Consider the following 26,646-nt stretch of genomic DNA (forward strand, 5'->3'; position numbering starts at 1 on the left):
CCTGCCCCGTAAAAAAAGAAAGGCCGCCAAGTTGGCGGCCAATCACAAAATTCCCGTCGCATCGAGCACCATGAACATGTGGTGCCACTGTTCTTTAAATCCCGTAAAGTTTGGCTTCTTCCCCCCTCCCCACATCGACGTTCCCCACGTGATCGTGCCGCCAGTCACGCGAATCGAAGTCATCTCCAAGCCAGCAGGGTCATAGCTCCAGCCGACGTGCACCGGGGCAATAGCAGAAACAAGGACCGGTCTTCCGTACGACCGTGATTGCCACTGCGGAGACGGAGCACCGATCGTCACAAACCCCGTGTCCGGCACGTAGTGGTCGACGATCACGTCAAGGACGCGAAGGAATGGCACTGACGTGTCAGCGATCAGCTTCGTATCCGGCCCAAACACCTGAAACCCGAAACCACTATTTGCCGGTGGCGTGCGATCGAACAGAAAGAAATAGACGGCACACGGGCGCTCCGTTACGAACCGAATCGTGTACACGCCCCCGTCGATACTCACGTTCCAAACCGTAATCCCGACGCCATCAGACGCGTATACGCCATACATCGGCCCGGCCGTCGCATTGAACGAGAATGCAATGCTCGGCAGCGTCGCACCGAACGGCCTCCCCGCATCGTTGACCGCAAGCTGCAACGACGTGTCTACCGCCTGCCCTGACATCGCCTGCACCAGCTGATAATTCGGTGTCCTCCCGTCAATCTGGTAAAGACCGCTTTCAGTAAATGCCTGAAATCCTGCGTCCATCAATACACCCCGAAAACTAGCCAACCAGGAACAGGCGCGTATGCGTTCGATCCGCTGGTATTTCCGCTGTAAGACCAACTGATTCCGTACGCATCGATCGCGACAACCGGCGTAGGCTCGGCGCCGCTGACACGACGAAAGATCCACTGCGGCATGAACGCCCAGAACGGCGCGCCCCCAGACAGGTCGGCCGGACTAGACCCCGCACCACCTCCCGTGTACACGATCCCGACGATCCGCCCAGCCCTCGACGTACCGTCGAGAATCAGGCGGCTGGCCGCATCCCAAACCCAGAATCCCGCGTCCATTACCCCCATACCCCCCAACGAACTCGAAGAACGCCATTTGCGTCGTAAACGCGCCCGCCGTTACTGTCGATCACCGTTCGATTTCCACGGCCATCGGTCGAGTTGATTTCGAACCAGCCGCTCTTGTCGAGCCGCCAGCCCTGCCGACCCGCAATGTAGTTGTCGGACTGGATATAGCTGCCGATCATCGCGTTCGTGATCCAGCCCGAACCGATGAGCGCCTGGCGAAGAAACACCTGCCCGCCCTGGACGACGAACGGTACGATCGAAGCGCCGCCGTTGTTCGGGTCGACCACCGCGAAACGTTGCGCCGATACCAACACCTGCGACTCGACAATGCCGCTGTCGTTGTTGATGCCGACGCCGATACCGGCGATATACGTGCGACCGTCCGACGTGATCTGCGTCTTGATCTGGTACGACGCCGATACACGCCCGTTCAGGTCCGCGTACGACTGCGCCACCGTCTGCACCGCGGCAGCGTTCGCGTTTGCCTGCGCGCGCACGGTCGTAATCTGCTCGGCCTGCGCACTGTCGGCATCCACTCGCGCCTGCGACTCCGCCTGAATCCCGGCTGATAGAGACGCCTGCCCGGAAGTCATCTGCGCCGTAACAGCTTCGATACGCTGCGCGATCGCCATGTCGGCTTCGGCACGCGCGGACTGCTCCGAATAGACGCCCGCCTTAACCTGCGTCGATCCCGCCGCACGTCCACTGTCGCCCGCCATCGGTACATTGATTTGCGCCGACACTTTGCTGATCTGCGTCGCCAGCACGCCATCCGCATCGGCACGCGCCTTCTGCTCTGCTGCGATCGCCGCCGCGTTAGCGCCGGCCGATGCCGATACCGTATCGATCCGACTCGACAGCGCACCGTCGCCGTCGGCGCGCGCCTTTTGCTCGGCCGTAATCGCCGCCTTGTTTGCGCCGACGTCGGCCGTTACGGCGTCGATGCGTTTACCGAGCGCCGTGTCCGCAGTGGTCCGCGCTGTCACCTCCGACGAGATGGCCGCAGCGTTGTCGTTCGCCTTGCTGACGACGGTATCGATCCGCGTCGACAGCGCACCGTCGGCATCGGCGCGCGCGGTTGCCTCTTGCTTGATGGCCGCCGCCGCGTCGCCGACGCCGGCCGTCACGGTATCGATGCGCTGCCCGAGCGAGGTGTCGGCCGTCTGCCGAGCCTGCTGCTCGGCGGTGACCGCGGCGCCACGCTGCCGCGCCTCTTCGGCCACAGCGTCCGCCCGATCCCGAGCCTCTTTCGCGATCGCGTCCGCGCGGTCGCGTATCTCCTTTTCGATTGCGCTCGCGTTATCTGCGACGCCTTGTTGAATGCCGGGAATCGCGTCGATCGGCTTGCGCAGATCCTCGCCCAGCGCCGAGTGCGAAATCCGTCCCTCGAAATACTTCTCGTATTCGTCTTCGTCGGTCGTGGGCTGCCCCTGCACGCCCGGCCCGGCCGCCGGATACCACGGCCCGACGTTCCCTGACGTGTCGACGAGCCGAGCCCAGAAATAGAACACCTGGCCGAACGCGAGCCCCTGCAAGGACGTGGAAGCCTGCGGATACGCGTAGTCCGACAGCTTGATCGCGTCGTCGCGGCTGGGCGTGCGGCTGTACCAGAGCTCGGTGCGCTGCGTATCGCCGGCCGTACCGTCGCCCGGGAACGCCCAATCGAGATCGATCCCAAACACGATGCCGGCGGCCTTGAGCGACGCAACGGCCGGCGGCGGCGTCGTTTTGCCCTTCAGCTGCGTTTCCGCGCTGATCGCCGGCAGCGACGTAACGCCCATCACGTTCTGCGCACGCACGCGCGCCACGTACCGCCCCTGATAAATCCCAGGCACCTCAACCTGCAGGCCGCCCGTGCGCGGCACACCGACCCACTCGCCGTTGTCCTTCCGCCATTCCGGCAGGTACGTCACCGAGTTATCCGCAGCGTCCCAGGCGATCACCATCGTCGTTTTGGAAATGCCCTGATCGACGGCCGAGTACGACGTCACGCGCACATTGGTCGGCGGCGCCTGTACCGATGGCGGCACGACCGTCACCGGCCGCTGCTGAATCTGTGCGCCGTCGTCAATCGCCGCGTATTTCCCGGGCTCGTGCATCGTGGCCGTGATCGTGTACTCGAGCAGGCCGTCGTCGTCGCCTTCCTGAACGCTCACGACGCGATAAAGCTGCGCCGCGACCTCCGCGTTCTCCAGCATCCACACCGCGCCGGACACCGGGTCCGCGTCGAAGCGATCAGCCAGCGTCAGCACGTCGCCATCGACGGACTTCACCGCACGGTACTGCGCAACGCCCGACGGCAGAATCGCCGTGAAGCGGTCGCCGGGCGCCACGGTCGGCGCCTTGTCGAGCGTGACGACGTTACCGGCCACCGCGCGGATGCGCCCACCGATGCGACGACCAGCCTTCCGCGGATCGGCGATCGCGATCACCTGCCCCGGCCCGACCAACACGCCATCCATCCCGACCTTGAACGACACCGTGCCAGACTCGTAGCGCGACGTCAGGAGCAGCCACCGGCCAAGCCGGTGCGCCTGCGCCTGCGACGTGCAACCGAACGCCGTCACCTGCGTCTTGATGACGCCGTACCGCGCGATGCCGTCGTCGTCCGGCACGTACTCGACCGCCTGCTTGTACTGGTTCGACGGATCGTTGTAGCTCACCAACGCGACCGTATATCGCGTCTTGCGCTCGCTTCCCACGTACCGGAACGCCCCGTCGATTACGTTCGCCGCCGTGTAGACGTAGACCGGATCGGACGGCATGTCCGCCGAAGCGACCACCGCGCCCGGCCCCCAGTACGAAATGCCGCGGAACACACTGGCGATATCCTGCAGCACCTTGTACGCGTCGGCCGCCGACTGGATCACGCAGTTGCATGTGAAGCGCGGTTCGACGCCGCCCCGGCCGTCCGACACCATGACGTCGCAATACCGCGCAATTTCGTACAACCCCCACTTGTCGATCATTGACGCGTCCACCGTCTTGCCGAGGCCGTAGCGATCGTTCAGCAGCAGGTCGTAGAAAATCCACGCCGGATTGTTCGTCCAGGCTGGCTTGAACGTCCCGTCCCATGCCCCCGAGTACGTGCGCGTCTCAGGATCGTAATTCGATGGCACCCGAACGATCAGGCCGCGAACGTGGTACGACCGCACCGGCACCTGCGAAAACGATCGCGCGTCGAACGTCATGCCAACGAGCGCCGTCATCGGATACCGCAGTTTGCGGTCGATCACCTCCGTGATCGCCTCGATATTCACCGTGTCCGCGATCAGCGAGCTGTGTGCGTTCGGCGTGATGCGTCGCACGCGGACCAACCAGCCGGTTGTCGCGCGCGGCAACTCGATCCGGTGCGAGCGCTCGTAAAGCGATGTCGTTTTTCCATCAAATGCCGACGACAGCACCTGTGCGTATGAGCCTCCGTCGACCGATAGATCAATCGCATATTCCACGCGATAGCCAAACACGCCAGTCGCTGGATCGCTCTTTTGCAGCGCCGGCAGGCCGAAGCGAATACGGGCCGCCGACAGCTGCGTGTTTTGCACCTGCCGCACCCACGGCGCATCGGAAGTCAGCGGCACGCCTATGGCCGATTCGCGCTCGACCGCCGGAAATCCCGGCATGAATTCCTGATCGAGCGTGCCCGTGCGAACGTCGACGCTGTAATTCTGGAAGTTGACTGAGCCGTCGGAATTCTGAATAGGCGTGCCATCGAGAAAGACCGACTGCATGCCCTTCACCAGGCCGACGATCGGCCCCTCGGAAATGACGTCGAGCACCTTCGCGCGCGCAATGGAATGCAAGTTGTCCGGCGATTCGCCGCCGCCGCCACCTCCACCGCCGCCGCCCTTCGCGCCGCTAATACGCTTCGGCCCGGATTCCGCGTAGATCCTTTTCACACTTGATCCTCTGTATAGATGCCGGAGCTAACGACCTTCGATCCGACAACCATCTCGCCGTACACGAGCGACACCGGCTCGCCTTGAGCGGCGCTGTTCACCGCTCCGTTGAAGTAGTACGAGGTGCCGTTGTCGGACGCACCCGCCAGCCCGGCCTGCTGCGGGCTCAGCATCTGCGTGATGCCGCCGAGCGCCATCGACACGCCCAGGCCGATCAGCGTCGGCTGACTGAACACGAAGCCGGCCACGGCCAGCGCCGCACCGAGAATCGTCTGGAACAGACCGCCGCTCTTGCTGCCGATGATCACCGGCGCAATTCGGATCACTTCGCCGCCGACCGGCGCGCCGAGATCGTCCTCGCGCAGGTTTCTGCGGCCATTGAACACCGCGAACGTCAGCCCGTTGTCGCGCGCGTCGAGCAGGAATTTCCGAAAGCCAGGGATCAGGACCGACAGCGCGCGCACGGCCTCCGCAGTCGACGAGACGGCCAGACGATGCACCCGGCCGAATCGCGCGCCCGCGATCCCGTAAAGCCTCACCTCGCGAAGCGTCGCCGTCATTTCTCACTCCCCACGTGCCGCAGCACAGTCGTGCAGCTGTCCCGCCACATCGAGCCCCACACCGCGCGGCACGACAGGCGCCCGTACATGTGATGCGCGAACATGCCGTCGCCGAGATACACGCCCGAATGATTCGGCACTCCGTTCTTGCTCCGGATCTGCATCAACAACACATCACCCTGCTCGAGCTGCGCGTCGCGGCCCATGTCGAGAAATCCCGCGTCTTGGTAGTGCGCGATATACAGGTTCGAATACCCATCGGCCCACCACCCATCCTTGCGCTCGAAATCAGGCAGAACGATCCCGCGCTCGGCGAGATACCAGTCACGCACCAGCGAGTAGCAGTCGAGCACGCCGTGCACGTACTCCCGACCGTAAAGCGGCGCAACGTAGCCGTTCGGCCCAAACTCGCACCAGTTGTCGATACCGATCGACCCGTCGGCCTGCACGCCGAGCGAGACAATCACCCACCGCGGGATGCCCGCACGCTCACACATTGCGCGATCGCCCATGCTCGGCTGCGCCGTCCCGTTCGGATGCGAGTGCACCATTGCGAGGATTTCTCCCATGTCCTCCGCGTCCGCGTAATCCTCGGCCGCGAGCCCGAATCGCTCGGTCGGCGCGGCCGCGACGTTGCGGCCAGGCACATACAGATCTCCCGACGCGGTTTCCACGATCAGCCCGCAGCACTCGCGCGGATACTCGCCGAGCGCGTGCTCCGCGATCGCCTGCTTGATTCGTTCGTCCATAAAAAAACCCGCCGATTGGCGGGTCCGTGAAGGAAAGTTGATTGGTGGTCTAGGCGAGCGTGTCGCACAAAAAGCCGCCGTGCGGCAGTGGGTTGTTCACGCCGAATCGGCATTCGCATCCGCTGACTTTATAGCTACAGCGATCGAGCGCCGGATCGCTCACCGGCCTGTCGTTCTTGTCGAAGTACACCACGCCGGCATAGCCGCATTCGGGCCCGCGATAGCGCCACTGGCACGTGCCGACGATCTGGCGCGCGGGCACCTGCTGCCCACCGAAGTCAAGGGGCGACGACAGCGTGAATTCCACCTGTACACCAGGTTGCTCGTCGCTTTTCTGCTCAATTCGCCACTGCTCAGGCGGCCATTGCTCATTCGGGTCCGCGGTCGGGTTGCCGTCCGGAAAATTCACCGCGTCGAGGTACTTCGCCAACGTGCGCCGGCGGAATACCTTCGCGCCGACGAGATCATCGAGCGCAACGCACAACGCAGTGATCGTGCCGTTGATGTCGCCCACCGTCAGTGTCGGCGCCGGCTGCCGCGCGTCCGACGTCCGCTCGAAGCCAGCCGCCCGGATCGGCCAAGGCTTGTATTCCAGGCCCTGCCAGACAATCGACGTTGACTGCAGGCGTCCATGAAAGCGCAACACGTCTCCGTTGATCTCCGTGCAATTGACCTCGAACAACTCGATCCGATGACCAGGCTCGAGGGTCTGAATATCCGCTGTGATAGCCATACGCTTACACCACGACGCCGTTAATGCTCATGTTGCGCGGGTAGATCGGTCCGATCGGTTGAACCTTCCAAACGTGAAGGCGAATTTGGTATTGCTTACCGATAGTCAGGCTCCCGTAAGCGACAGCACATGCCAACGACGCCGCTGAGCTGACCCCCACATACTGCTGCCCGTTAGGGACGCTCGCAATGCTGGAGCTACCTCGCGTAACCACCGCATTCGCCGCAACGTCGAAGACGTCGAGGTAACAAATAAAGTCATTTGCTACGGGCGTCGAACTCCCCACATTGATATAGAGAGATGCGTTTGCAAGTACGCTGTTCGCCTTCGGGGTGAAGCCCAGTACGAGCCGCACTTCATCGTTTATCGCCAGATCGCGCTCTTCGCCCCCGGCCGCTGCGATTGCTCCAACGTCGGAATGCTGCAAAGGACGTGGCAGATTCCAGCTATCCCACGGCACATTTCCCCCGAACGTCGGACGCCCGTCAAACGCCGGCGCACCTTGCAGATAGAGGATGCTCGCCTCCTGCGAGTACAACGATGGCGACGAACCGCGTTCGAGCTTGATACGTCGAAACGCCACGCCCCATTGAGCGATGGTCGGTGTGTTATCAGCAACCCGGCTCACACGCACATATGACGTCCCGTTCGGCGTTTTCCCCGAAGCGGTCACGAGCGTGTAATCGCGCCTCGTCGAAATTGGAGCGGTTGTGAACGTCGCCAAAAGGGTGCCGGACGCGTTGAAAGATTCCACCTTCATATACACCTGCCCCGCATTCAGACCGTTCGTCGCAATCTCGGCGGAGAGGGTCAATTGCATACCGGCGCCGATCGCGATGTTGTCCGAGTAGTCCATCGCATAGCCGGCGGTATTGATCGCGGCCGAGTTGATGAATATTGTTCCCTCCCCAGACGTGCCGGCCACAACACCGAAATTCGTGCCGGTCCAACAATTATTGCGGAGTTCGCCAGTCGAATTGACCAGCAAGTTTGGACTGTTGACCGAATTCAACCGACCACCGACCGCGACATCGCCGCCGACACTCAACCCGCGTGTAACAGAAAGAAAGCCCGAAACGACCTCATCCGGGAGCATCTTTCCGCGCGCCACTACATGCCAGTAGGAGACTCCGTCCGATGCGTACGTGATCCAGTCACCACGAGCAAGGGCCGTAATCTGCGTGCCGTCGTTGCCTTGCAGCCCGATATCGACTCCGACACCAACGTTGAAAAGGTGAACGCATGCATTGAGCATTACCGATCCGGCCAGGGGAAGCGTAATCTTCTTCCCGGTCACGCCGATGTTGAGCCCGAATCGAATACCTACCCGATTGGGCGCGATCGTCGTGGTGTCCCCCAGGATGTCGTACCCAAGCGCAACACAGGCGGCCAGCACGTCAACGTTAGCGTTATACCGAACATTCGCGGTTCGTTGATCGTCCCCGCCGTCACCATTCGGCGCCGTTCCGAGGTTCGCTTTTTGAAGTTGTGGCATGTCTTACCCTATGGTGCAAACGTCTGCTCAAACTGTGCGGTGATCGTGTACACGCGTCCGCTTCTCACCGGCTCGGTGTACTTCTCACACACGAATCGCCCCTGCGGCCGAAGCGGCGGCGTCCAGAAAAACGACACCGCACCGGCGTGGTCGTCGAGGAACTTGAGGATTGCCGATATCTTGTCGGCCCTCCCCACGAATCGAAGGTTGTACGACGGCACGCGGTTGTTGAGGCCGTCGGCCGCGCGCTGCGTATACCCATCGCCAAAACTGGCCTTTCGTACGCGCAGCGTCGTATCGCCGCCGAAACCCTCAACCGTCGGCGACCAGATAAACGTGTCGGTCATCACCCCATCCCGTTTTTCAGTTTCCAGAGCGCGCCACCCTGACGACTCTCGACCGCGATCAGCCCCTGCACCATCTGCGTGAGCTTCTTCACGAACTCGGCACTGGCCATCATCTGCGCCGCGTTGCCCGTGCCGCTGTCGATCGTCACCGGGATATTCAGCTCGATTCCTCCGCCCGCCGCGCCGAGCGCGCCACCGCCAGCCGACCCACCGCCGACCAGCCCGCCGTTCGCAAACTTCGCGAAGCCGAGATCCTGTCCGCTGTTGATCGCCTCCAGCAGCCGAAGCACGCCGGGCTTGCGCACCGCCGCGGCCTTTACCACAAACTCCTGGTCAGAAAGCCACGCGGGGATGCTGTCGCTCGTTGATGTGCCCGGGCCGCTAACCCGGCCGCCGCCGGCGAGGTGAAACTGATACGCATTGCCGCCGCCCCCACCCAAGGCGTTCGATAGGCCGCCCGCCACACCGCCGAGCAACGACGACGGACTGAATCTGCCTGCGCCTCCCGTATCGAACCCGAGCGCCGAACTGCCCCATCCGATAACAGCGGACAGCCCAGCCCGCGCATAGAAGCGCGCAAGGTCCGCGATCATGCTGTCGACAAGCCCCCGGAAATTCACCTTGCCTGACGTCGCGAACGACGCGGCCGCGTCCTCCATGTTGCGGAATGCACTCGTGAACGCTTCCTCGGACCGCCCAGCCGCGTTCTCGGCTGACTCCTGATACAGCGCCACAGCGCGACTCGCGCCGACGCGCCAGTCGCGCTGCACCGCGAGCCGCTGCTCGACATACCCACGTTCGCGCTCGACCTGCTCGGCCTCGGCCCGGTTGATCCGGTCGATTTCCGCCAGATACTCCGGCGAGCCGAGCGTGCCGTCCTTCCGCGCGCCCTTCGTGAAGTCATCGCGCCGGCGCCGGAATTCATCGCCGACACGGCTCGTCGCCTGGTTCAGCTCGCGCGCGTTGTCGCCCATCGGCATCGCGGCAAGCTCGCGCGCGACTTCCCGCTGCCGCTCGGACGCGTAGTCCGCCAGCTCCGCGTCGATCTGCGCGCTGCGCTCCTTCAGCTTGTTGATCGCTTCGTGATAGCGAACCTCTTTCTCCAGCTGCACCGCGCGGTCGTATGCCGCGCGAATTGCAGCCTGGTCACGAATCAGGCTCTTGTCGCCATCGGTCAGCTTCGTGCGCTTCGCGGCCAGGTCGATCAGCTTCTGGTCGAACCCGATCCGGTCCTTCTCCGACTGCGTGAGCTTGTCGGTTGCGACCGCCTCGACGCGCAGCTGTGCGATACGCTGCGTGATGTTGTCGAGCATGCGCTGGCTTTCCGACTCGGCACGCGACCCGCCGGCCCGGCTCTTGTGCGCGAGCGCCGGCGCGTTGACGCCGATGCGGGCAACCTGGCCGGCCGATTCCGACACCGTGTCGTCGAACGCCTTTTTGCCGCGTGCCGCGGCGGCCGCGAGCGCCGCGTCAGCGTTGAACCCGAATTTCTCGAATTTCTTGCTGACCAGATCCGCCTGAAACTCAGCGAGTGCCGCGGCGACGACCATCTGCTGATTCATGAGCGCGAGCTCGCGCGTCAGATTGTCGATGTTCCGCCGCGCGCCGGCCTCGGCCTTTGCGTCTTTATCCTGGATCGCTTTTTCGAGCGATTTGTACGCGTCCGCGCGGCCGGCGATCAAACCGGCCTGCCGCGCCTCCGCTGTGTTCGCGCCCTTCGTTTTCGCTTCGTATTCGGCGCGCTGCTGCGCGGTCATGCCGATGACGTCGGAGGCCTCTTTCAGCTTCTCGACGTACTTGTTCCAGGCCTCGGCCGCCATGCCGCCCGCGAAGAAGTTGTTTTCTTCGGTGAGCAGTCGGATGCCGTCGGCCGCACCGCGCGCGGCGGCATCCATCGCGGCCAGCGTGCGCGCGCCCTTGTCCGCCGCGGCGCCGGCCGTGTCGATCGCCGACGCGGCCTGCACCAGCTCGGCGCGAAGCTCGTCACCGCCCTTCGTCGCATCGATAAACACGCCGACCAGTGACGCAAGCTCGCGCGACTTCTCGTCGACGCCGAGGTTCTCAGTCTTGATCCGGTTCAGCCCTTCAATGAACCGATCGAGCGCGACCTGATTCTCGTCCGTGATGATCGGCGCGCTGTCGCCAATGCCCGGCACGATGACGCTCTGCGACGCGCGCGCCGCGAGGCCCGCGTACGCGTCCGCCACATCACTGCGCGCCGACGACTGCGCCTGCTTCGCGCGATTGCGCTCGACTTCCTGCAGCAGTGGCGACAGCTGCCGGTACTTCTCGATGATCTGGTCGAGCGGCGCCTGCATGTCGATCAGGCTCGACGTCGCGCTGCTCGCGTGATCGCGGAAAACCAGCCAGTTCACTGCCGCGCCGAGCGCCACCGTGCCAACCGTAGCGATGATCCCGGGCAGCCCGCCCATCACCGACAGCAATCCGGACCCTACCGTGCGCATCAGCGAGCCGGCGCGTGCGGCAGCAGTCTGCGCCACCGCCGCGCGTTCGGTCGCCGCAGCAAGGCCCGCCGTCGCGGCCGTCGCCCCGCGCTCGGCCCGTTCACGGGCCTGCGTCGCCGCCGCGACTTCGCGCTCGGCTAACGCGAGCCCCTTCTCGGTTTCGGCCAGCGCCGCCGCGTACCGAGTCTGGTCAACCGTGCCCTTGGCCGCCGCAGCCTCCAGCGCCACACGGCGCTGCTGTGCCAGCGCGAGGGATGCCTCGGCCCGCTCCAGCTCGCCCTGCGCCGCCGCCGTCTCGCGCGCGATCACCGCCGCGTACGGCGTGCCGGCGATCCGCGTGCCGATCTCCTGGCTGTTCGCCAGATTCGACCGCGCTGTCGCGACCTGCGCCACAGCGCTCGCCTCGATCGCACGCGCCTCGGCGAGCTTCGCCTGCGTGTACTGGATCGAACCGGTCGTCAGCGCCGACTGCATCGCCAGGCTTTCGCGCATCGCGCGCATGCCGGCCAGCTCGGCCGCCGCGGCGACTTCTGCCGCCTGCGCGTTCTGCAGCTTCGCCGCTGCCGCATCGCGGTCGCTCTGCGCCTTCGTGATCGTCACGAGCGCAGCCGCGTTTTCCGCCTGCGCCTTCGCGAGCAGCGCCTGCCGCTCCGCGTTCCACGCGATGGCCGACTTGCTGACGGCCACCGTGGTCTGCGCGAAATACACACCGAGCCGGCCGGCCGCGAGCGATGCGCTGATCGTGACGATCTCGTCGAGGTGATCCGCAACGTAGACCACGCTCTGCGCCAGCTTCGCGCTCGCACCGGTCGCCTCGTTCGCGTGCCCGACGTATGCGACGATTTCCGTTTGCAGGCGCGTCATCGCCTGGCCGACGGTCATGTCCACCTTGCCGAACAGTGCGTCCGTGCTCGACCCGGCGTTCTTCAGCGCGTCGATCAGGTTCTCGACGGTCAGCTTGCCGTCCTCGGCCAGCGACTTCAGCTCGGACGTGCCCTTACCCATGCCGCGGGCGATCGCGTCAGCAACGCCCGGCAGTTCTTCGAGCACGCTCTTCAGATCCTGCCCGCGCAGCTGGCCGGACGCGAACGCCTGCCCCAGCTGCACGATACCGAGCCGCGCCGTGTCGGCGGACACACCCGAGAGCGCAACCGCCTTACTGATTGTTTCGACCAGCGGGCCGACCTGTTTAATCGACAGACCGAGGTGCGACGTGTTGTTCGCGATCCGCTGATACAGCTCGGCCGTCGCGTCGAGCGGTTGCCGCGTAGCCTGTGCGATGCGAAGCACATCGTTTTGCGCAACCGCGAAATCGATCTGATCCCGCGTGACGATCTTGAGCCGGTTGCTCAGGTTCGTCCATTCGTCGGCATACTCGATCAGTTGGTGCACGCCGAACGCTGCGGCAGCAGCCTGTGCATATGCCGTGAGCGAGCCGCGCGCGGCCTCGATCGCACGCACCGTCACCTGCACGCTCGATGCGTTCGACGCGAACGCCGCGTCAGCGGCGCGGCCCCCATCCCGGACCGCATTGAAATAGCCGCTGGCCGTCGACCCAAGCTGCTGCATGCGTCGATCGTACTGGGTCGTATTCGCGGTAACGCTGACGATCAGCTCGCGGAGACTCGTTCCCATATTTCCTATCCGCCTACTTTACCAATCTCATTAGGCCTGCGAAGAAAGGATCGTCGTTGACCTCCTGAACTGCCGCCGACTCGCCAGACCAGTTCGGCATCATGTCGGCTACCTTGACCTTCGCTCCCTGTGCCTGGAACACCGCCGACGCGACCATCGCGGCATGAAGGTCGTAACGATCATCGGCGATCGGCGACTCGGAATCGAACGCCTGCCATAAGGCGAATTCCGCGGTCGACATAACGGCGCGCAGCTCGGCAAGTGTCCTGCCGAGCCGCAGCGCCAACGTCAGTTCGAGTCGGAGATCGGGATTTCGGCGGAGGGCTTTTTTGCGTCGTCCTCCGCGTCGACTTTCATGTTGCCGAGCTCGAGCGCCGTGCTCACGATGCGTTCGTGCGCGGCACCGAATGCCGACGCGACCTCGCGCGCGTCCCCGTCGTCGAATTCGCGGCGCCAGCCGGCCGACGTCTCGACATAGAGCACGCGCACGAACAGCCGCGCCGAGGCGAGCACGTGCTCGTCCGGGCGGACCGCCGCATACTTGGCGCGGGCCGTTTCTTCGTCGTCGCCCGGCTCGACGCCGGCAGCGAGGCGAAGCGGCTCGAGCCAGAATGCGCGGTCCTCGAGCAACGGTTCGCGCACGGCGACCGAGGCGTCGCCCCATTCCGGCATCTGCACCAGCTCGTGCCGCCAGCCGGTCAGCGGGTTGAGAATCGCTGCGCGCAGCGCGCCAGCGACCGTCGGAGTCTTCGTCATCACTCGTTCCTTACGTTTTCAGATCGATTAACCAGCCGGTGCGGCCGGCGGCGGCACTTCCTTCGGCGAGCCGCTGACACGGACGCTGTAGGTCGACGTCACGATGCCGTCGACACCGGCCGACCAGGTGTACTGGCGCACCATGCCGACGAACAGGAATTGCGACTTGTCGCGGAACGTCACACGGAACACATACTTGTCACCTGTGCCGCGCGCGCCGCGAAGAATCAGCTGGCCAGCATCGTCCGACGAATAGTTGCCATCCACCGAAAACTCGCCCGGGTCCGGCAAGCCGAGCTCGGATTCCTTTTCATCGCTCGCGAGTGTCGTCGCGTCGATCTCCGACGACTGCCCGCCTTGCCAGTTGATCGTCTTGCTCGTCGTGTTGAGATCGACGAAAACGAGCTTGTCGTCGTCGAGGTTCGCCGACGATGTTTTCGAGATCTCGACCTTCGTACCTTGCGCCTTGATGCGCTTGCTCTTCTCGGCCATAAGCCCCTCACAAAAAAGAAAGGCCCGCTCGAGGCGGGCCGTACACACAGCGGATTCCGTCAGAATTCAACGGATATTTCGAGGCTCACCCGGAAATCGCCGGAATCGCTCGAATAGTCGTCCGGCAGGTCATTCACCCCGCCAACAGAAAACTGCTCGGCCGCGTACGCGCGATCGATCACCTTGTCGGCGAGCGCGTCGGCGTCCGTATACGTGCTGGCGTAGACGTCGACCTGGAACACGCCCGATTTACCGCCGGTCGCACCGCCAATCGCCATGTCGCGCGCGCCGCTCACGCGCGATACCACGTAGTACGGTGATTTTGCTGCCGCTGCGGCGGCGCCGACATAGCCTTTCGCGGTTCCAACCGCGCCGATCGCATTGCGGATAATGAGAGCACTCACCGGCCACCCCCGAGCACCACGTCGATCGCGCGCACGATTTCAGTGCGAATCGCACCCTCAGCCTGACCGATCGAAGCGTCGAACGCCGGTCGCGCGAACGGCTGCGCCCTCATGTGCTGCGTGCCGAGCTCGATGAAGCGCCAGTAAAACGCGTTGCTGGGCGAATCGCCCTTGCCCTTCGTCCGCACACGTACACCCGCCGTCGCAATGCCGGGTGAATCCTTCTGACGAAGCGCGGCCGAGACGATGTTTCGCCTCAGCTTTCCCGATTTCTTCGGCGCGCGCGCACGTGCCTCGTCTCGGATCACCTTCGCCCCGGCCACGGTCGCGCGCCTGAGCGCCTTCGTCGACTGCGCTTTCGCAAGCTTCTCGAAATCAGCACGCAGGTCGGCCAGCCCCAAAATCTGCACGCTAGACATACTTTTCCCCCACCTTCACCGACAGGTCGAGATATCCGCGCTTGCGCGACGGCAGGACCGCCGTAATGTCGTACAGCCAGCCGTCGTACCGCACACGCATCTGCTCGTCGATACCAGCCCGATAACGGATGCGCATGCTGGCCACCGCCGAACCTCGGACAGCACCTGAAACGACGTGCTCTTTGCCGCTGATAAACAGCACGTCGGCCCATGGCTTCGAATGCTCAACCCACGCATCCGGCAATGGCTCATCGTTCTCGTTTACAGCACCGCTTCGGCGCTCGATCACGATTCGCTCGTTCCTCTTTCCCGCACGCATACTTTCCTCGTTAGATGCTTACGATCGCGTGACGCGCGATGAGTCGGTTCGTGAAATCCTCGCTCAGCGAACTGACCGTGCCATCGAGCTCCGATTCACGGTGTGCGGACAGCGTGCCGAGCTGCAGCAGCATCCACGCGACGAGCGATTCGGGCACGGTGTCCGGTGTTTCGAACGCGCCGCAACGAAACCGCACCTGGACATCCTCGCCGTACGGGAACGATTTTCGGGACACGAGATACGCCCGGTCCATCACGCGGTACGCTGCCGACGGCAAGGTCTGCCGCACGCCGGCCTCGTCCGTATACGACACGTCGGTGATCTCGATCACGTCGTTCCACAAGAGAATCCGATCGGACGGAAACGAGTCAACCCGTACCCGACACTCCTGCGGCAGCAACGGGCGGGACAGCGCCATCTCGAGCGCCTCGCGCGCCGCGACGATGTTCCCCTTCAACAGAACGTCCTCATCGTCGCCATCAATTCGGCAGTGCTCGCGCGCCAGGTCGAGCGTGATTGCTTCCTCGGCGGGCCGCGTCATAACGTCGACGCGGCCCGCCGCAACGCGCAGCGGATATGCCAACTGGTCGGCCATGTATTCCTCACGTCGAATGTGCGGCCGCCACGACGTAGCGGCCCCGTTCATCAGCCCTGCGGCGCTGCCGGCTGGCCCATCTTCAGCGCCTTCACGGCACCACCGATATCGATCAGGTTGCCGCCCTGGCGGTTGAAGCCGACGAAGCCGACCTGGCCCTTCAGCGTGTATCGCGAGTCCGTCATGCGGAACATCGTGAGATCCATCACTTCGCGCACGATGTATTCGGAGTGGTCGCCGAACGTCAGCGGCTTGGCACCCGCCTCGGGCACGTCGTATTCCTGCACGATCGTCACCGGCCGGCCGAGCAGACGATCCGGCGCACCACCCGGATTGCCCTGCTCGTAGCCCGGCACGAAAATCGGTCGCTTCTGCTCGTCCTTGATCTTGCGTACAACCTTCAGCATCTGATCGTGCATCGCATACCCACAACTCGGACGCACGCGGTATGCCGGATCGACGCTGTGCTCCAGGTCGATCAGGTCGTCGTAGGTGATCAGGTTCGGCGACGCCACGGTAACGCCCGTGCCGACCGCCGTCAGCAGACCGACCGGCTGCTTGTTGCCGGTGCCCTTCGCAAAATGCCGCGCAGTGATTCGGCCGACGCGCGTCGACAACAGACGGATGATGTAGCTTTCGAGGTCGAACATGCTGTCCTGCAGCAGTTCCATCGAAAGCGCGATCGACTTCGACGAGTAGCGGAACGCTTCGAGCGACTTCGCGACGAACTTCGTATCGCTGTCGCTCGTCTCCCCGTTTTCTTCGACGATCTCGCCCTCTTCCGTCGTCGCGTCCGTACCCGGGAACGTCATCGATGCGCCGGTTCCGGTCGACAGTACGGTAGCGATCTGGCGAAGGCCGCCGAATGCCTTAAGCGCCTCCGACAGTCGGCGATAGAATTCCGGCGCGACGGTATAACCGCCGGCCGCCGGGTCGCCGGTCGACATGGCGTTCTGGATTTCCGGCGTCTGCCGTGCGAGCATGCGCGCGCGGTCTTCGTCCGTCAGAGCCAGCACGCCGCGGCGGAGGAACGTGCGAATCGCTTTCGATTCACCTTCGTGCGCGCCGGGCGTCTTCACGTGCGCATTGATCAGCCCCTCGGGATTGCCGGCGAGCGCTTCTTCGGCGAGCCGGTTCATCAGCCCTTCGTGACGCTTGATCTCGGCGCCAACGCGATCCATTTCGGCGAGCCCTTCGTCGTACGCCTTTTGCTGATCGGCGCCCCACTTGTCGCCCTGGTTGTTTTCCAGCAGCGCGTTCAGGTTTTTCGCGAGTGCGTCGCGACGCTCCCGCAATGCTTGAATTGCAATAGCCATACAGTCTCCATCGACAGAAAAAGAAAAGGCCACCCGAAGGCAGCCCTTTGAATCGACGCGGGAACGCGTCACGAACGTTGTGCAAGCTCCAGCCGGCGGCGCAGCGCCTCCATATCCGCGGCTGCAGCGGGCGCCTGCGGAACCGGCTGCGGCTCCTGCGGCCGCTCCGGCAGCGGCTCCGGCGGGGCGAACGCGACAGGACCACGCGGCGGCGTCTGCGCATGCGCCGTGTTCGGCGCACGGTCGTACGCCGATAGATTCCATGCGGACGCCTGTGCATCCGGTCCTGCACCAGCGAGCCGATCCGCGAAGCCGCGTTGTACGGCTTCGTCGGATGACATCCACGTTTCGGCCGCCATCCATGCGGAAATATCGTCCTCACTTTGCCCCGTCTCCTTCGCGTAGGTTCGCACCAGCGACGCGTCGACAGCGTCGAGCAGCTTCGCCGATTCGCGCAGATCGTCCGCGTTGCCCATCGCGAACGTCCACGCGTTATGGATCATCACGAACGCGCCGTCCGTGATCTCGACCTCATCAGCGGCCAGCATCACGAAGCTGGCCGCGCTCGCGGCAACGCCGTCGACGTGCGCAATCACGCGCGCGGAATGGCCGCGAATTGCCGTTTCCATCGCCCGGGCGGCAAACACGTCGCCGCCCGGGCTGTTGATCCGAAGGTGGATCGTGTCGGCCGTGATCCCGGCGAGCGCCTGCACGAACGACTGCGCGGAGACGCCGCCCCACCAATCGTCGGTCACAATCACGTCGTAAAGGTAGACAGTCGCAACCGTGCCGTCGTCGCTCGCCTTCACGCTGAAAGCCCGCGGCGCTGCGCGGTTGTCATTCAGCAGCTGGAGGATTCGGTTTCGTCGCATCTTTGGTCCCTGAATTTAGAGTGTTGCCGTCCGGCTCCGGTGGCATGTTGAAGCGGCGCCGCACGTCGTTCTGCGACATCCACCCCGGCTCGCCTGCGCGACCGAGCGCGATACGGAATGCCTCAAACCGCGATTTCATGTCGCCGAGATCGAGCGCGTCGGCGTCGTGCTGAATTGAACGCTTCGGTTTTCGAACCACCTTCCGGCCGACTTCCTGCGCGATCTTCGTGAGGTGCCGACCCAGTGTGTATTTCACGAAGTGCTTCGCTAACTGCTCGGCAGTCGTGCCGATCGTCGTACCCTTGTCGCTACGCCCGACCATGTGGGGCATGACTCCGAACACCGAGCACACGTCGTCATCGGTCAGCTTCCGGTTTTCGATCAGCTTCACGTCTGCCGCCGACATCGAAATTTGCTTGATGTCCATTCCGCCGCCGAGCACGACCGGCGCCGAACTGTTGTGCAATCCGCTGTATCGCTGTATCCACTGCTTGCGCAGCAACGCGACCTGATCCTCGGTCAATTTGCCTTCTGACTTGATCACCAGGTCGGGACGCAAGTTGTCCGACAGCATCGTGTCGACCAACTGGCCAGCGGACGAGGCAACGTTCACCGGCATGCGAAGCACGCTGCGGATCTGCGAGAGTCCGCGGCGACCATCGAAGCCCGGGCCAGGAACGTGGATCATGTCGTCCTGATCGACCGTCATCACGACGTTGGTAGCCGGATCGAGATACGTGTACACGAGACGACCGTCGACGAGATCAACCCACACCGAAAGTGGATGCAAGGGCTCGACCGACTCGATTCGCGATGACCACCGCGTGACGCGGTGGATGCGCGAAAATAGATCGCCATGCAGGAGCAGGCCCGTCATGCCGAATTCCCATCCCACCGCCGCCGGCCACCGCGGGTGCAGCTCCTCGTTAAGCAGCTCCCAATATTCCGATTCCACCGGCAGCACGCCGTTCGGGCCGCGCTCGTACTCGACCAACGGTGTCGAAGCGACGGCACCGCCAATCAGCGCCACGCAGGAATAGACGGTCGCGACGCTCATCGCACCACGCTCGCTCACCGCCCGCCCTGGCGTTTGCAGGCCCGTCATCCAGTCATATGCGTCAGTGCCGGGAACGATCTGGCTCGTCGACACCGCGGCAGCATTCACCTTTGCCGCCTGGCGCTCGGCGTTCCACTGGTTCAAGATTCGCGAGCCGCTTGCATTCGCGCGCGGCGCACCGTTCGTTGCGTTCGTCATAGGATGTAGATTTCCGGGTCCGCTTCAGGCTGATACGTAACCGCACGCGTGGTCGCCATACAGGCCGCGACGATCGGATCGATGCGCCCGTTCGGCCGCGACTTCTTCTTGTCGGGCCGGATGTTTTCATTCGAATCGAGCAGCAACGTAACGTTGCTGGCGCACCATCTCGCAACCGGGTTCCCCCCATGACGCATCCGGCCGCCATATACCAGGCGCTCCAACTGCTTCGCGCCGGGTGACAGGCCTGCCATGTTTTGCGCGACCTGTACCATCGGGATCTCGTCCTCGAGCAGCTCGTTGACGATCTGCGTTGCGTTCCATGGATCGAACGCGATGTCCTGCACGTCGAAGAGTTTGCAGGCGGCCTTGATCGTGTCGCGAATAACCGTGTAGTCCGTGACCGCGCCCGGCGTCACGATCAACCACCCTTGCTCCGCCCATTTCTTGTACGGCGCGGCGTCGCTGGCCTCTTGAGTGTTCACCTTCGCCTCTGGTGCGAAAATGAAGAAGACATAGAACCACTCGCCGACCGGATCGATTTCCCCATCATCCGTGTACGGCGGAAACGTGAGCACGAAGGCGCACAAATCCTGCGTACTAGCCAGGTCCAAGCCGCCGAAGCACTTGCGCCCAGCGAGCGATTTCCGATCGAACGGCGCGCCGCATGCGTCCCATACAGCGATGTCAAACCAACTCAGCGCACCATTGACCCAGACGTTCAGATCCTTGGTGAGAAAATTCGCCTTCGCGCTCGGCAGCTCGGCAGCCTTCGCCGCTTGCGCACGCATGTAGTCGACGGTTTTCGCGCTGCCGAGGCTCGGGTTCGCCTTGATCCAAACTTCTGGATCAAACGGATCGTCGTCATCGTCGAGCGTGTAGATGTAGCCAAAGAAACTATCGTCGATCTTGTCGCCACGCAGGATCATGACGAGATAGCCGCGAATCTCAGTGCAGATCCCGTCGAGGATGTAGCCGGCCGTCGTGATTGCGGAGATTAATGGCTGGAGCCGCGCACCGAGCGCCGACTCCATCACGTCCCACACCTCACGCGTCTTGTGCGCGTGCAGCTCGTCCACCATACAAACCGATGGATTCAAGCCGTCGAGCGATTCTGCGTTCGCCGGCAGTGGCTTGAACACGCTGCTGCCGATCACAATCCGCTCTTGGTTCGTTCCGTCGTATACCTTGATCGATCGCGCCAACCGTTTCGATCGCCGACACCTACGACGGTAGTTGTCGAGCGCCGGCTTGAACACGCTCATTGCCTGCTCGCGCGTTGTTGCGATCGTGTACACCTCGGCGCCCTGCTCGCCGTCCATCAGGAACAGGTAATCACCTTGCCCGGCCTTCCACGTCGACTTGCCGTTTTTGCGTGCGACCTCTTCGTACCCAGTGCGAAACCGCCGCAGCCCGGAATCGACGCGGCGCCAACCGTACATCACGGCAGTCCAGAACCGCTGCCACGGGTCGAGCACCAGCGCCTGGCCGGCGAGCGCGCCCTTGATGTGAAGGAACTGCCGCTCGATATAGTCGATAACGTGGTGCGCATGCCCCGCACTGAACACGATGCCGCGCGCTGGACCGTCGATCAGATCAGCGTAGTGGCGCTTGACCGCAAGAAACACGAATTCGCCGACGACGATTTCGCCGCGCAACACCGGCAGGCCGTAGTCGACATCCCATCGATGCCGAATGGCTGGCGTCAGGCGGGCAATGTCGTTGGCCGAGAGCGCGCGTGATTCAGCAGCTCTTCGAACAGGTCGTCCTGTTGATCCGAGTCGTCCATCTTCGACTTCGCGATCAGCATCGACGGCGTCGTCAGGCAGGCTTCCGGCAAACACTTGAGCAGCCCCTCTTTCAGCGACTTCGCCGCGTAGTAGAGTTGATGCGGCTGCGTATGACCGTTCGGCGTCTGAACCATGAACGATCCGTGATTGACCTTCTCGAAATCGCGCAGTTGCAGCTCGACCTTCACCCATCGAACGAAGTCGACGCAGACGATCGCGAGTGCAACACCGGCCGTCCGATGCGGCACACCCTCCGCACGCAGCGCGTGGCACAGGTAGTCCCACACCTTCCGGTGCGACGATTCGAAGTGCACCCCGGGCGGCGGCGGCGGCGATTCGATCGCCTTTCCAACGCCGCCGCCCGACGCGCGCGACTCGTCGGCACCGCCGACGTCGGCAAACGGTTGATTCGGACTCATGTGAGGCTTCCCGTAAGCGAGCCAGCGAAAAACTCGTCTCGCGTTGCGCGATCGGCTCTATGGGGCGGCTTTCTTAACCCCCCCCTCTTCCAAAAATGGTCCGCAAAAAAATGCGGCTGAACGTTCGGTCCCGAGCAAGGGGCCGAAAAAATAAAACCACCCCCCCTCGGTTCGCGGGCGGCGGCCCGCGCCGGTTCATCGGCGACCGCGCCCGCGCGCTGCCTCGGTCGACGTCTTGGCGTCGTGACACGGCTTGCAGATCGACTGCAAGTTGGTCAGCTCGTCGGTTCCGCCTTCGGCCTTCGACACGATGTGGTCGACCGCGACAGCGCGTGCGATCCGGCCTTTCTTCCGACACGGCACGCAGAGCCCGTTGTCGCGGGCCAGCGCTTCGCGCCGCAGCTTTGTCCAGGCTGTACCGTATCCGCGTGCGTGGCGTGATCCGCGCAAGCGATCCGATTGCCAACCAACCGCCTCGCTCGCATGCTCGGCGCAATAGCCCGGCGTCGCGACCAGTCGGCCGCATCCGTAATGCCGACACTGCGTCGGCGCTTTCTTCGGCATTTAGAACTCGCGAGACTGCGCCGTGAACTGCATCTGCAAGGCTGCATCTGCGGCCTGACGCGCGACCCGCTCACCAACAATCGCGACCTCGTTATTGATTGCGGCCGAGTGCGCCGCGATGATCCGCTCGGACAGTGCGGCATCCCGCTCGTCGATACGATTGAGCACCGGACGAGCAAGCCACAGGACCAGGCGTGCGTAGAGTCGTTTCATGGATTCCTCTTTGGCATCACGTTTTCGAGAGCCCAATGCAAAAAGCCCCGACGCTTTCGCGATCGAGGCTTTGCGATTCTTCCGGGCGCCAGAGAGCCCGGGGAGTGCCCGAACCCTACTCAGCTTTCGCCGGATCAAATTGTGGATCAAAGTGTAGATCAGCTATTTCGAATTCGCAACATCATTCTGCATTCGAGCAATGACGTCGGCGATCCGCACGTGCTGACGGACCGACTCGCTCAACTGTTCTTCGATTGCCTTGCGCGCGTGCGACAGCGCGAAATCAAACACCGAATGCGGGCGCACCTTGATACCCAACCGCCGGCAAATCATGGCGGGCCGCGCGTTCCACATGTAGTGCATGCGAAGCAGCTGCTTGTCGAGCGACATCAACCGACGCCACGCCTTTTCCACCAGCTCGGCGTCCGCAACGTCTACGTCGCTCGCCACGGTCTTCCCCGCGGAATTCGGGAAATAGATGCTTGCCACCGTTCCGTCGGAATGCCCTTCGCCGTAGCTGTACGCGCGCGCCCAATTTTGGAGTCGTTTTTCGATCGTCATAGTTTCCCCGTCATTCTTCGTAAGAGCCGATGTGCTTTCGGCAATAGCCGCGCCGCGATGCGCCGGCACCAATGAGAGTTGTTGCTGGATTCGCGCAGCGGCACCCGGCTTCGACGTGCGCACACTGGCGATCGTCAACACCGGAAGATCCGTGACTCGCCACAGCGCCAGGCGCCGACGCTGTGGCCTTCGATTCAAGCGCCGCGTTGCGCCGGCGCCGCAATTCCTCCCAATTCTTTCGCAGGCGTGCCGGCGACGTGATGACTCGCTTCCAGAACTTGTCGCGCAGTGCATAGCCGGCGAGCCTCGCCATCGCATCGACCGATCGGCCGTCGTCGCGAATCATCGCCGCGACGTCGGCCGCCCACTCGTCGAGATTCGGCGCAGGAAACCCAGGATCGTCAGCGCGCAGCTTGTCGAGCATCCACCGAGCGAACGAAAAATCTCCGTCACTCGGTTTTTCTCTCTGATCGCCGCTGCCTGTGCTAACCACAGTGGTTTGATAGAGAGAGGGTTTACTCATATTTCTGTTTACTGGGTAGTTAGTTGGAACGTGGTGCCAGGAACTTTCTACCGAATCAATGGATTCAGGGCCCAAATCGCCATCACTGGCACCACGTTCCAGTGCCGCCGCCGAGTTACTGGAACCAGGTGCCAGTGATTTGCCTGAGTTACTGGCACGTGGTGCCGATTCGCCTATTTCGTGAGCATGTTCGGCACTACGTTCCGCGACACCGACCGCTAGCTCATCGTCGGCCGCGGCGAGATCGAGATCGATCGCATCGCGCTGCTGGAGCGCTACGTCCGCAGGAATGGACAGTCGATAGTGCGCGTGCGCCCACTTCCGATCCGGCCGGCGCGAGCGCCAACTCGTCAACCATCCGAATTGCGCGGCGATGCCAAGATGCTTCGTGACAGCACGAATGGATAGCGTTGCCTTTTCTGCGATCGTTTCGAGTGACGGCCAACACGTTCCATCCATGCCGTTCGAGTATTCCGCCACGACGAACAACACGAGCTTCGTCGTCGACGGCAGCGCGCTGCACATCATGGCGCGGCGCCAAGAATAAAAGGGAGATACCGTTCTCATACGTGATCAGTAATTCGATGTCGGCTCGGCGAAGTTCTCGAACCGGGTCGTTGCGTTCTGGAATGCGAGCCGCACGGTGCCGATCGGCCCGTTTCGCTGCTTCGCGATGATGATTTCTGCGGTTCCGCGGTCCGCGCTGTCGGGGTTGTAGACCTCATCGCGATAAATGAAGAGGATCACGTCGGCGTCCTGCTCGATTGCGCCGGATTCGCGCAGATCGGACATGACAGGTCGTTTATTCGGACGGTTTTCGAGACCACGGTTAAGCTGCGACAAGGCGATGATCGGAACATCGAGCTCTTTCGCGATCTGCTTCAGCGCACGCGATATTTCCGCGACTTCGGTGGCGCGCATTTCCGATCCACCGCCATCGCCCGACATCAGTTGCAGGTAGTCGACGACAATCAGCCCGAGCCGGCCGCATTCGCGATACAAGCGCCGTAACTCGGACTTGAATTTCGACGGGGTGATGGCGGAACTATCGAGAATATGTACGGGCGCGTCGGCCATAAGCTCAACGCCGCGCGTCAGGCGCGGCCAGTCGTCATCCTCGAGGCGACCGGTTCGCAGCCTGTTTTGGCTGATACGGGACGTCGACGCCAGCATACGCATGGTCAACTGCTCGGTCGGCATTTCGAGCGACAGAACGCCGACGGGCCGCCTGGACACAATCGCGACGTGCTCGGCGATATTCATGGCGAGCGAGGTTTTTCCCATCGACGGCCGTCCGCCGACGATAATCAATTCGCCGCCGTGCATACCGTCGAGTCGCGCATCTAAGTCGACAAACCCGGTCGGCGTTCCGGTGATTCCGCCGCGGTCCTCGCGATGGAATAGTTCGTCGATGCGCTCGACCACACGCGTCAACGCTGGCTGCATTGGCTGGAAACTGTCTGCCGCGCGCTGGCCGCGATCGGACAGCCGCAGAAAAGCCGCCTGCGCCGAATCGATAATCTCGGTCGCTTCGCGCCCGTTCGTGTTGTGACATTGATCGATCACGGCACGAGCGGCACGCACCGCACCGCGCAACTGCGAGCGCGACCGAACGATGTCCGCATATCGGCTCAGGTTCGCCGAGCTCGGCGTCGAATTGACGAGATCGTTGAGGTATCGGAGTGGCTCCGATACCTTTGCGTGCGTCGAGCGCAGCTGCTCAAAAACGGTGAGTACGTCAGCCGGGCGCGAGCTGACGATCAGATGTTGAATTGCGGTGAAGATCGCGCGATGTTCGCCAACCGTGAAATCGTCCGCGGACAATTCCGCAGCGACCAGGTCGTATGCGCCGTTGTCGAGCATGAGCGCGCCTAGCACCGCCTGCTCGGACTCCACGGACGCAATTACCCCGCGCGCTTCAGCCTCGTGGCTGGCGCCCATTGATTCCCCAAATGTTCCGGAAGCGCGTTAGCGCGGATTAACGACCAGGGCGCGAGCAGTACATACGGCGACCTCGATTTGACGCTGACTTTCGCGCGCGGCGCGCTCGATCGCCTCGACCTCGTGCCGCTCGATGATTCCGTCCTCAACAGCCTTGTGAATTTCTTCGGCGAACCGGCCTGCGTAGCTGCTGACCACCAGCGCGGCCGATACAAGCGCCGAGATATCCGTGCTGTTCTCGCGCTGGATCGGTGCGCCGGCCACCAGGCCGAATCGGGCGTTCAAGGCATGCAGTGCGTCGAGTGCATGGGGCTGATTTTTCTCCTGCATCCACTCGATCAACATCTCGAACATCTCGCCCGTGATGCGCGCGCCTTCGACCTCGCGCAGCTTGAGCCGCAAAGACTCCCCCGTGATGTGAATCCCTCGCCGCTCACTCAAATAGCGAGCCGCGTCGCCGACCTTCCCTGGTGTTTTTGAGACCGATTTGTAAAGCACGTCGGTCCATTCGGAATCGCTGTAATGGTGAGCCATTTTTACCCTTGAATTTCACCGTTTTTCATGCTGTTAACCGGATGCCGGATCGAATACCATTCAATCACTCGATCAACGGAGCCGGAATTTATGGAAGCAAGCCACCCCTACGATTTCCGCTGTAATTTCTGCGGGTTCGTTCGAAAAGAGACCATCGAAAGAGCGCTCAACGGCCGCTTAGATCCGCCAGTCTGGTGTCCGGAATGTCGTCGGACGATGGAACTCGATTACGACGATGTCGAAAAGCAAGCAAAGAAGGCGGGATTGATACCGATCGATGACGGGGATTGACGCGCCCATCTGGGCCAATCACCCAATCAGGTTCACGGCCAGTGCGGATCAGTCGGCGCATGTACGCCTCTTGGAGCCAGTCGACCCAACGGACGTGATGACAATACGCAAGCCGAGAGATCGGGCTGCGATGGTGCATTAACAGGTATCGGAGAGTCGACCACCGAGGGTGCGGGCGCGTCATGCGACCTCCATTTGTTGCGCGAGCTCGGGCCAGATGTCATGCCAATCGTTGGGGCGAAGATCGCGACGACTTACCTGGCCCGCAGTGATGCGCTCGATGACAACGCAGCTTTTGATTGGTACGGGCCGCGCGCCAGTACGCCACTGACTCACCACCGACGGCGCAGTGCCGAGACGGCGAGCGAAGTCGGCGGCGGATGGCGCATCCGTACACGAGAGGAATGTGGTCAGTTCCATGAC

At 63.0% G+C, this 26,646-nt stretch carries 29 protein-coding genes; 1 reads left to right on the top strand and 28 read right to left on the bottom strand.

All coding sequences use genetic code 11. From position 1 onward, the window contains the following. Positions 1 to 42: 42 nt before the first annotated feature. The 27 genes from DM992_RS21085 to DM992_RS21215 form a co-directional block, all read right to left on the bottom strand. Positions 43 to 759, bottom strand: coding sequence for a hypothetical protein (locus DM992_RS21085; protein WP_111018481.1), 717 nt, complete (start codon positions 757 to 759; stop codon positions 43 to 45). Beyond that, a complete protein-coding gene (locus tag DM992_RS42820; RefSeq protein WP_027808737.1) occupies positions 759 to 1,067 on the bottom strand; it encodes a hypothetical protein in 309 nt (102 codons plus the stop codon). The genes DM992_RS21085 and DM992_RS42820 overlap by 1 nt, the downstream gene beginning before the upstream one ends. Then, positions 1,067 to 4,975 (bottom strand): phage tail protein, encoded by a 3,909-nt coding sequence (locus DM992_RS21095; protein WP_111018482.1) that lies wholly within the window; start codon positions 4,973 to 4,975, stop codon positions 1,067 to 1,069. Before DM992_RS21095 ends, DM992_RS42820 begins: the two co-directional genes overlap by 1 nt. Further along, the gene (locus tag DM992_RS21100) at positions 4,972 to 5,535 is read right to left on the bottom strand and encodes a tail assembly protein (RefSeq protein ID WP_111018483.1); all 564 of its coding nucleotides are present in this window, start codon (positions 5,533 to 5,535) and stop codon (positions 4,972 to 4,974) included. The genes DM992_RS21095 and DM992_RS21100 overlap by 4 nt, the downstream gene beginning before the upstream one ends. Beyond that, positions 5,532 to 6,284, bottom strand: coding sequence for a C40 family peptidase (locus DM992_RS21105; protein ID WP_111018484.1), 753 nt, complete (start codon positions 6,282 to 6,284; stop codon positions 5,532 to 5,534). Before DM992_RS21105 ends, DM992_RS21100 begins: the two co-directional genes overlap by 4 nt. 49 nt (positions 6,285 to 6,333) lie before the next feature. Then, positions 6,334 to 7,017, bottom strand: a complete 684-nt coding sequence (locus tag DM992_RS21110; protein WP_111018485.1) for a phage minor tail protein L — start codon at positions 7,015 to 7,017, stop codon at positions 6,334 to 6,336. Between the two features lie 4 nt (positions 7,018 to 7,021). Beyond that, positions 7,022 to 8,512 (bottom strand): hypothetical protein, encoded by a 1,491-nt coding sequence (locus tag DM992_RS21115; protein ID WP_162631707.1) that lies wholly within the window; start codon positions 8,510 to 8,512, stop codon positions 7,022 to 7,024. Positions 8,513 to 8,520: 8 nt separating this feature from the next. Then, positions 8,521 to 8,859 carry a phage tail protein gene (locus tag DM992_RS21120; RefSeq protein WP_111018487.1) on the bottom strand — a complete coding sequence of 113 codons (339 nt, stop codon included), beginning with the start codon at positions 8,857 to 8,859 and terminating at the stop codon, positions 8,521 to 8,523. Continuing rightward, positions 8,859 to 12,959 carry a phage tail tape measure protein gene (locus tag DM992_RS21125; RefSeq protein ID WP_111018488.1) on the bottom strand — a complete coding sequence of 1,367 codons (4,101 nt, stop codon included), beginning with the start codon at positions 12,957 to 12,959 and terminating at the stop codon, positions 8,859 to 8,861. The genes DM992_RS21120 and DM992_RS21125 overlap by 1 nt, the downstream gene beginning before the upstream one ends. Before the next feature lie 13 nt (positions 12,960 to 12,972). After that, positions 12,973 to 13,251, bottom strand: coding sequence for a DUF4035 domain-containing protein (locus tag DM992_RS21130; protein ID WP_111020330.1), 279 nt, complete (start codon positions 13,249 to 13,251; stop codon positions 12,973 to 12,975). Next, on the bottom strand, positions 13,248 to 13,715 hold the full coding sequence (locus DM992_RS21135) for a phage tail assembly chaperone (RefSeq protein ID WP_111018489.1): 468 nt from the start codon (positions 13,713 to 13,715) through the stop codon (positions 13,248 to 13,250). Before DM992_RS21135 ends, DM992_RS21130 begins: the two co-directional genes overlap by 4 nt. Positions 13,716 to 13,742: 27 nt before the next feature. Further along, the gene (locus DM992_RS21140) at positions 13,743 to 14,207 is read right to left on the bottom strand and encodes a phage tail tube protein (RefSeq protein WP_021162321.1); all 465 of its coding nucleotides are present in this window, start codon (positions 14,205 to 14,207) and stop codon (positions 13,743 to 13,745) included. A gap of 59 nt (positions 14,208 to 14,266) precedes the next feature. After that, positions 14,267 to 14,611, bottom strand: coding sequence for a hypothetical protein (locus tag DM992_RS21145; protein ID WP_111018490.1), 345 nt, complete (start codon positions 14,609 to 14,611; stop codon positions 14,267 to 14,269). After that, the gene (locus tag DM992_RS21150; RefSeq protein WP_111018491.1) at positions 14,608 to 15,030 is read right to left on the bottom strand and encodes an HK97-gp10 family putative phage morphogenesis protein; all 423 of its coding nucleotides are present in this window, start codon (positions 15,028 to 15,030) and stop codon (positions 14,608 to 14,610) included. Before DM992_RS21150 ends, DM992_RS21145 begins: the two co-directional genes overlap by 4 nt. Beyond that, a complete protein-coding gene (locus DM992_RS21155; protein WP_111018492.1) occupies positions 15,023 to 15,349 on the bottom strand; it encodes a phage head closure protein in 327 nt (108 codons plus the stop codon). The genes DM992_RS21150 and DM992_RS21155 overlap by 8 nt, the downstream gene beginning before the upstream one ends. A 10-nt stretch (positions 15,350 to 15,359) precedes the next feature. Continuing rightward, positions 15,360 to 15,944: a head-tail connector protein gene (locus DM992_RS21160; RefSeq protein WP_111018493.1), complete on the bottom strand. Its 585-nt coding sequence runs from the start codon at positions 15,942 to 15,944 to the stop codon at positions 15,360 to 15,362. 50 nt (positions 15,945 to 15,994) lie between these two features. After that, positions 15,995 to 17,260, bottom strand: a complete 1,266-nt coding sequence (locus DM992_RS21165) for a phage major capsid protein (protein WP_111018494.1) — start codon at positions 17,258 to 17,260, stop codon at positions 15,995 to 15,997. 68 nt (positions 17,261 to 17,328) lie between these two features. After that, on the bottom strand, positions 17,329 to 18,132 hold the full coding sequence (locus tag DM992_RS21170; protein WP_111018495.1) for a head maturation protease, ClpP-related: 804 nt from the start codon (positions 18,130 to 18,132) through the stop codon (positions 17,329 to 17,331). Continuing rightward, positions 18,098 to 19,387 (bottom strand): phage portal protein, encoded by a 1,290-nt coding sequence (locus DM992_RS21175; protein ID WP_111018496.1) that lies wholly within the window; start codon positions 19,385 to 19,387, stop codon positions 18,098 to 18,100. The genes DM992_RS21170 and DM992_RS21175 overlap by 35 nt, the downstream gene beginning before the upstream one ends. Further along, positions 19,384 to 21,048, bottom strand: coding sequence for a terminase TerL endonuclease subunit (locus tag DM992_RS21180; RefSeq protein ID WP_111018497.1), 1,665 nt, complete (start codon positions 21,046 to 21,048; stop codon positions 19,384 to 19,386). The genes DM992_RS21175 and DM992_RS21180 overlap by 4 nt, the downstream gene beginning before the upstream one ends. Positions 21,049 to 21,092: 44 nt before the next feature. Next, positions 21,093 to 21,596: a P27 family phage terminase small subunit gene (locus DM992_RS42825; RefSeq protein ID WP_111018498.1), complete on the bottom strand. Its 504-nt coding sequence runs from the start codon at positions 21,594 to 21,596 to the stop codon at positions 21,093 to 21,095. A gap of 195 nt (positions 21,597 to 21,791) precedes the next feature. Next, positions 21,792 to 22,160, bottom strand: coding sequence for an HNH endonuclease (locus DM992_RS21190; protein WP_111018499.1), 369 nt, complete (start codon positions 22,158 to 22,160; stop codon positions 21,792 to 21,794). Continuing rightward, the gene (locus DM992_RS21195; protein WP_111018500.1) at positions 22,161 to 22,373 is read right to left on the bottom strand and encodes a hypothetical protein; all 213 of its coding nucleotides are present in this window, start codon (positions 22,371 to 22,373) and stop codon (positions 22,161 to 22,163) included. Between the two features lie 162 nt (positions 22,374 to 22,535). Next, positions 22,536 to 22,934, bottom strand: a complete 399-nt coding sequence (locus DM992_RS21200) for a hypothetical protein (protein ID WP_111018501.1) — start codon at positions 22,932 to 22,934, stop codon at positions 22,536 to 22,538. A 10-nt stretch (positions 22,935 to 22,944) separates the two neighbouring features. Continuing rightward, a complete protein-coding gene (locus DM992_RS21205; protein ID WP_111018502.1) occupies positions 22,945 to 23,985 on the bottom strand; it encodes a helix-turn-helix domain-containing protein in 1,041 nt (346 codons plus the stop codon). A 45-nt stretch (positions 23,986 to 24,030) separates the two neighbouring features. Beyond that, a complete protein-coding gene (gene dnaB / locus DM992_RS21210) occupies positions 24,031 to 25,398 on the bottom strand; it encodes a replicative DNA helicase (protein WP_111018503.1) in 1,368 nt (455 codons plus the stop codon). 27 nt (positions 25,399 to 25,425) lie between these two features. Beyond that, positions 25,426 to 25,932 (bottom strand): phage regulatory CII family protein, encoded by a 507-nt coding sequence (locus DM992_RS21215; protein ID WP_111018504.1) that lies wholly within the window; start codon positions 25,930 to 25,932, stop codon positions 25,426 to 25,428. A 90-nt stretch (positions 25,933 to 26,022) separates the two neighbouring features. On the opposite strand from DM992_RS21215, the gene DM992_RS21220 reads away from it, so the two are divergent. Next, positions 26,023 to 26,223, top strand: a complete 201-nt coding sequence (locus DM992_RS21220; protein WP_111018505.1) for a hypothetical protein — start codon at positions 26,023 to 26,025, stop codon at positions 26,221 to 26,223. Positions 26,224 to 26,403: 180 nt separating this feature from the next. Here the strand turns inward: DM992_RS21220 and DM992_RS21225 are convergent, their stop codons facing one another. Beyond that, positions 26,404 to 26,643, bottom strand: a complete 240-nt coding sequence (locus DM992_RS21225) for a YdaS family helix-turn-helix protein (protein WP_111018506.1) — start codon at positions 26,641 to 26,643, stop codon at positions 26,404 to 26,406. Between the last annotated feature and the right edge of the window lie 3 nt (positions 26,644 to 26,646).

This window comes from Burkholderia sp. JP2-270 (assembly GCF_003233675.1).
GTDB lineage: Bacteria > Pseudomonadota > Gammaproteobacteria > Burkholderiales > Burkholderiaceae > Burkholderia > Burkholderia pyrrocinia_C.

Bases quoted from the DNA above. Each gene is read 5' to 3' on its own strand.
- DM992_RS21085 (WP_111018481.1), bottom strand. From the start codon at position 759: ATGGACGCAGGATTTCAGGCATTTACTGAAAGCGGTCTTTACCAGATT.
- DM992_RS42820 (WP_027808737.1), bottom strand. From the start codon at position 1,067: ATGGACGCGGGATTCTGGGTTTGGGATGCGGCCAGCCGCCTGATTCTC.
- DM992_RS21100 (WP_111018483.1), bottom strand. From the start codon at position 5,535: ATGACGGCGACGCTTCGCGAGGTGAGGCTTTACGGGATCGCGGGCGCG.
- DM992_RS21105 (WP_111018484.1), bottom strand. From the start codon at position 6,284: ATGGACGAACGAATCAAGCAGGCGATCGCGGAGCACGCGCTCGGCGAG.
- DM992_RS21110 (WP_111018485.1), bottom strand. From the start codon at position 7,017: ATGGCTATCACAGCGGATATTCAGACCCTCGAGCCTGGTCATCGGATC.
- DM992_RS21115 (WP_162631707.1), bottom strand. From the start codon at position 8,512: ATGCCACAACTTCAAAAAGCGAACCTCGGAACGGCGCCGAATGGTGAC.
- DM992_RS21120 (WP_111018487.1), bottom strand. From the start codon at position 8,859: ATGACCGACACGTTTATCTGGTCGCCGACGGTTGAGGGTTTCGGCGGC.
- DM992_RS21125 (WP_111018488.1), bottom strand. From the start codon at position 12,959: ATGGGAACGAGTCTCCGCGAGCTGATCGTCAGCGTTACCGCGAATACG.
- DM992_RS21135 (WP_111018489.1), bottom strand. From the start codon at position 13,715: ATGACGAAGACTCCGACGGTCGCTGGCGCGCTGCGCGCAGCGATTCTC.
- DM992_RS21140 (WP_021162321.1), bottom strand. From the start codon at position 14,207: ATGGCCGAGAAGAGCAAGCGCATCAAGGCGCAAGGTACGAAGGTCGAG.
- DM992_RS21150 (WP_111018491.1), bottom strand. From the start codon at position 15,030: ATGTCTAGCGTGCAGATTTTGGGGCTGGCCGACCTGCGTGCTGATTTC.
- DM992_RS21155 (WP_111018492.1), bottom strand. From the start codon at position 15,349: ATGCGTGCGGGAAAGAGGAACGAGCGAATCGTGATCGAGCGCCGAAGC.
- DM992_RS21160 (WP_111018493.1), bottom strand. From the start codon at position 15,944: ATGGCCGACCAGTTGGCATATCCGCTGCGCGTTGCGGCGGGCCGCGTC.
- DM992_RS21165 (WP_111018494.1), bottom strand. From the start codon at position 17,260: ATGGCTATTGCAATTCAAGCATTGCGGGAGCGTCGCGACGCACTCGCG.
- DM992_RS21170 (WP_111018495.1), bottom strand. From the start codon at position 18,132: ATGCGACGAAACCGAATCCTCCAGCTGCTGAATGACAACCGCGCAGCG.
- DM992_RS21175 (WP_111018496.1), bottom strand. From the start codon at position 19,387: ATGACGAACGCAACGAACGGTGCGCCGCGCGCGAATGCAAGCGGCTCG.
- DM992_RS42825 (WP_111018498.1), bottom strand. From the start codon at position 21,596: ATGAGTCCGAATCAACCGTTTGCCGACGTCGGCGGTGCCGACGAGTCG.
- DM992_RS21190 (WP_111018499.1), bottom strand. From the start codon at position 22,160: ATGCCGAAGAAAGCGCCGACGCAGTGTCGGCATTACGGATGCGGCCGA.
- DM992_RS21195 (WP_111018500.1), bottom strand. From the start codon at position 22,373: ATGAAACGACTCTACGCACGCCTGGTCCTGTGGCTTGCTCGTCCGGTG.
- DM992_RS21200 (WP_111018501.1), bottom strand. From the start codon at position 22,934: ATGACGATCGAAAAACGACTCCAAAATTGGGCGCGCGCGTACAGCTAC.
- DM992_RS21205 (WP_111018502.1), bottom strand. From the start codon at position 23,985: ATGATGTGCAGCGCGCTGCCGTCGACGACGAAGCTCGTGTTGTTCGTC.
- dnaB (WP_111018503.1), bottom strand. From the start codon at position 25,398: ATGGGCGCCAGCCACGAGGCTGAAGCGCGCGGGGTAATTGCGTCCGTG.
- DM992_RS21215 (WP_111018504.1), bottom strand. From the start codon at position 25,932: ATGGCTCACCATTACAGCGATTCCGAATGGACCGACGTGCTTTACAAA.
- DM992_RS21220 (WP_111018505.1), top strand. From the start codon at position 26,023: ATGGAAGCAAGCCACCCCTACGATTTCCGCTGTAATTTCTGCGGGTTC.
- DM992_RS21225 (WP_111018506.1), bottom strand. From the start codon at position 26,643: ATGGAACTGACCACATTCCTCTCGTGTACGGATGCGCCATCCGCCGCC.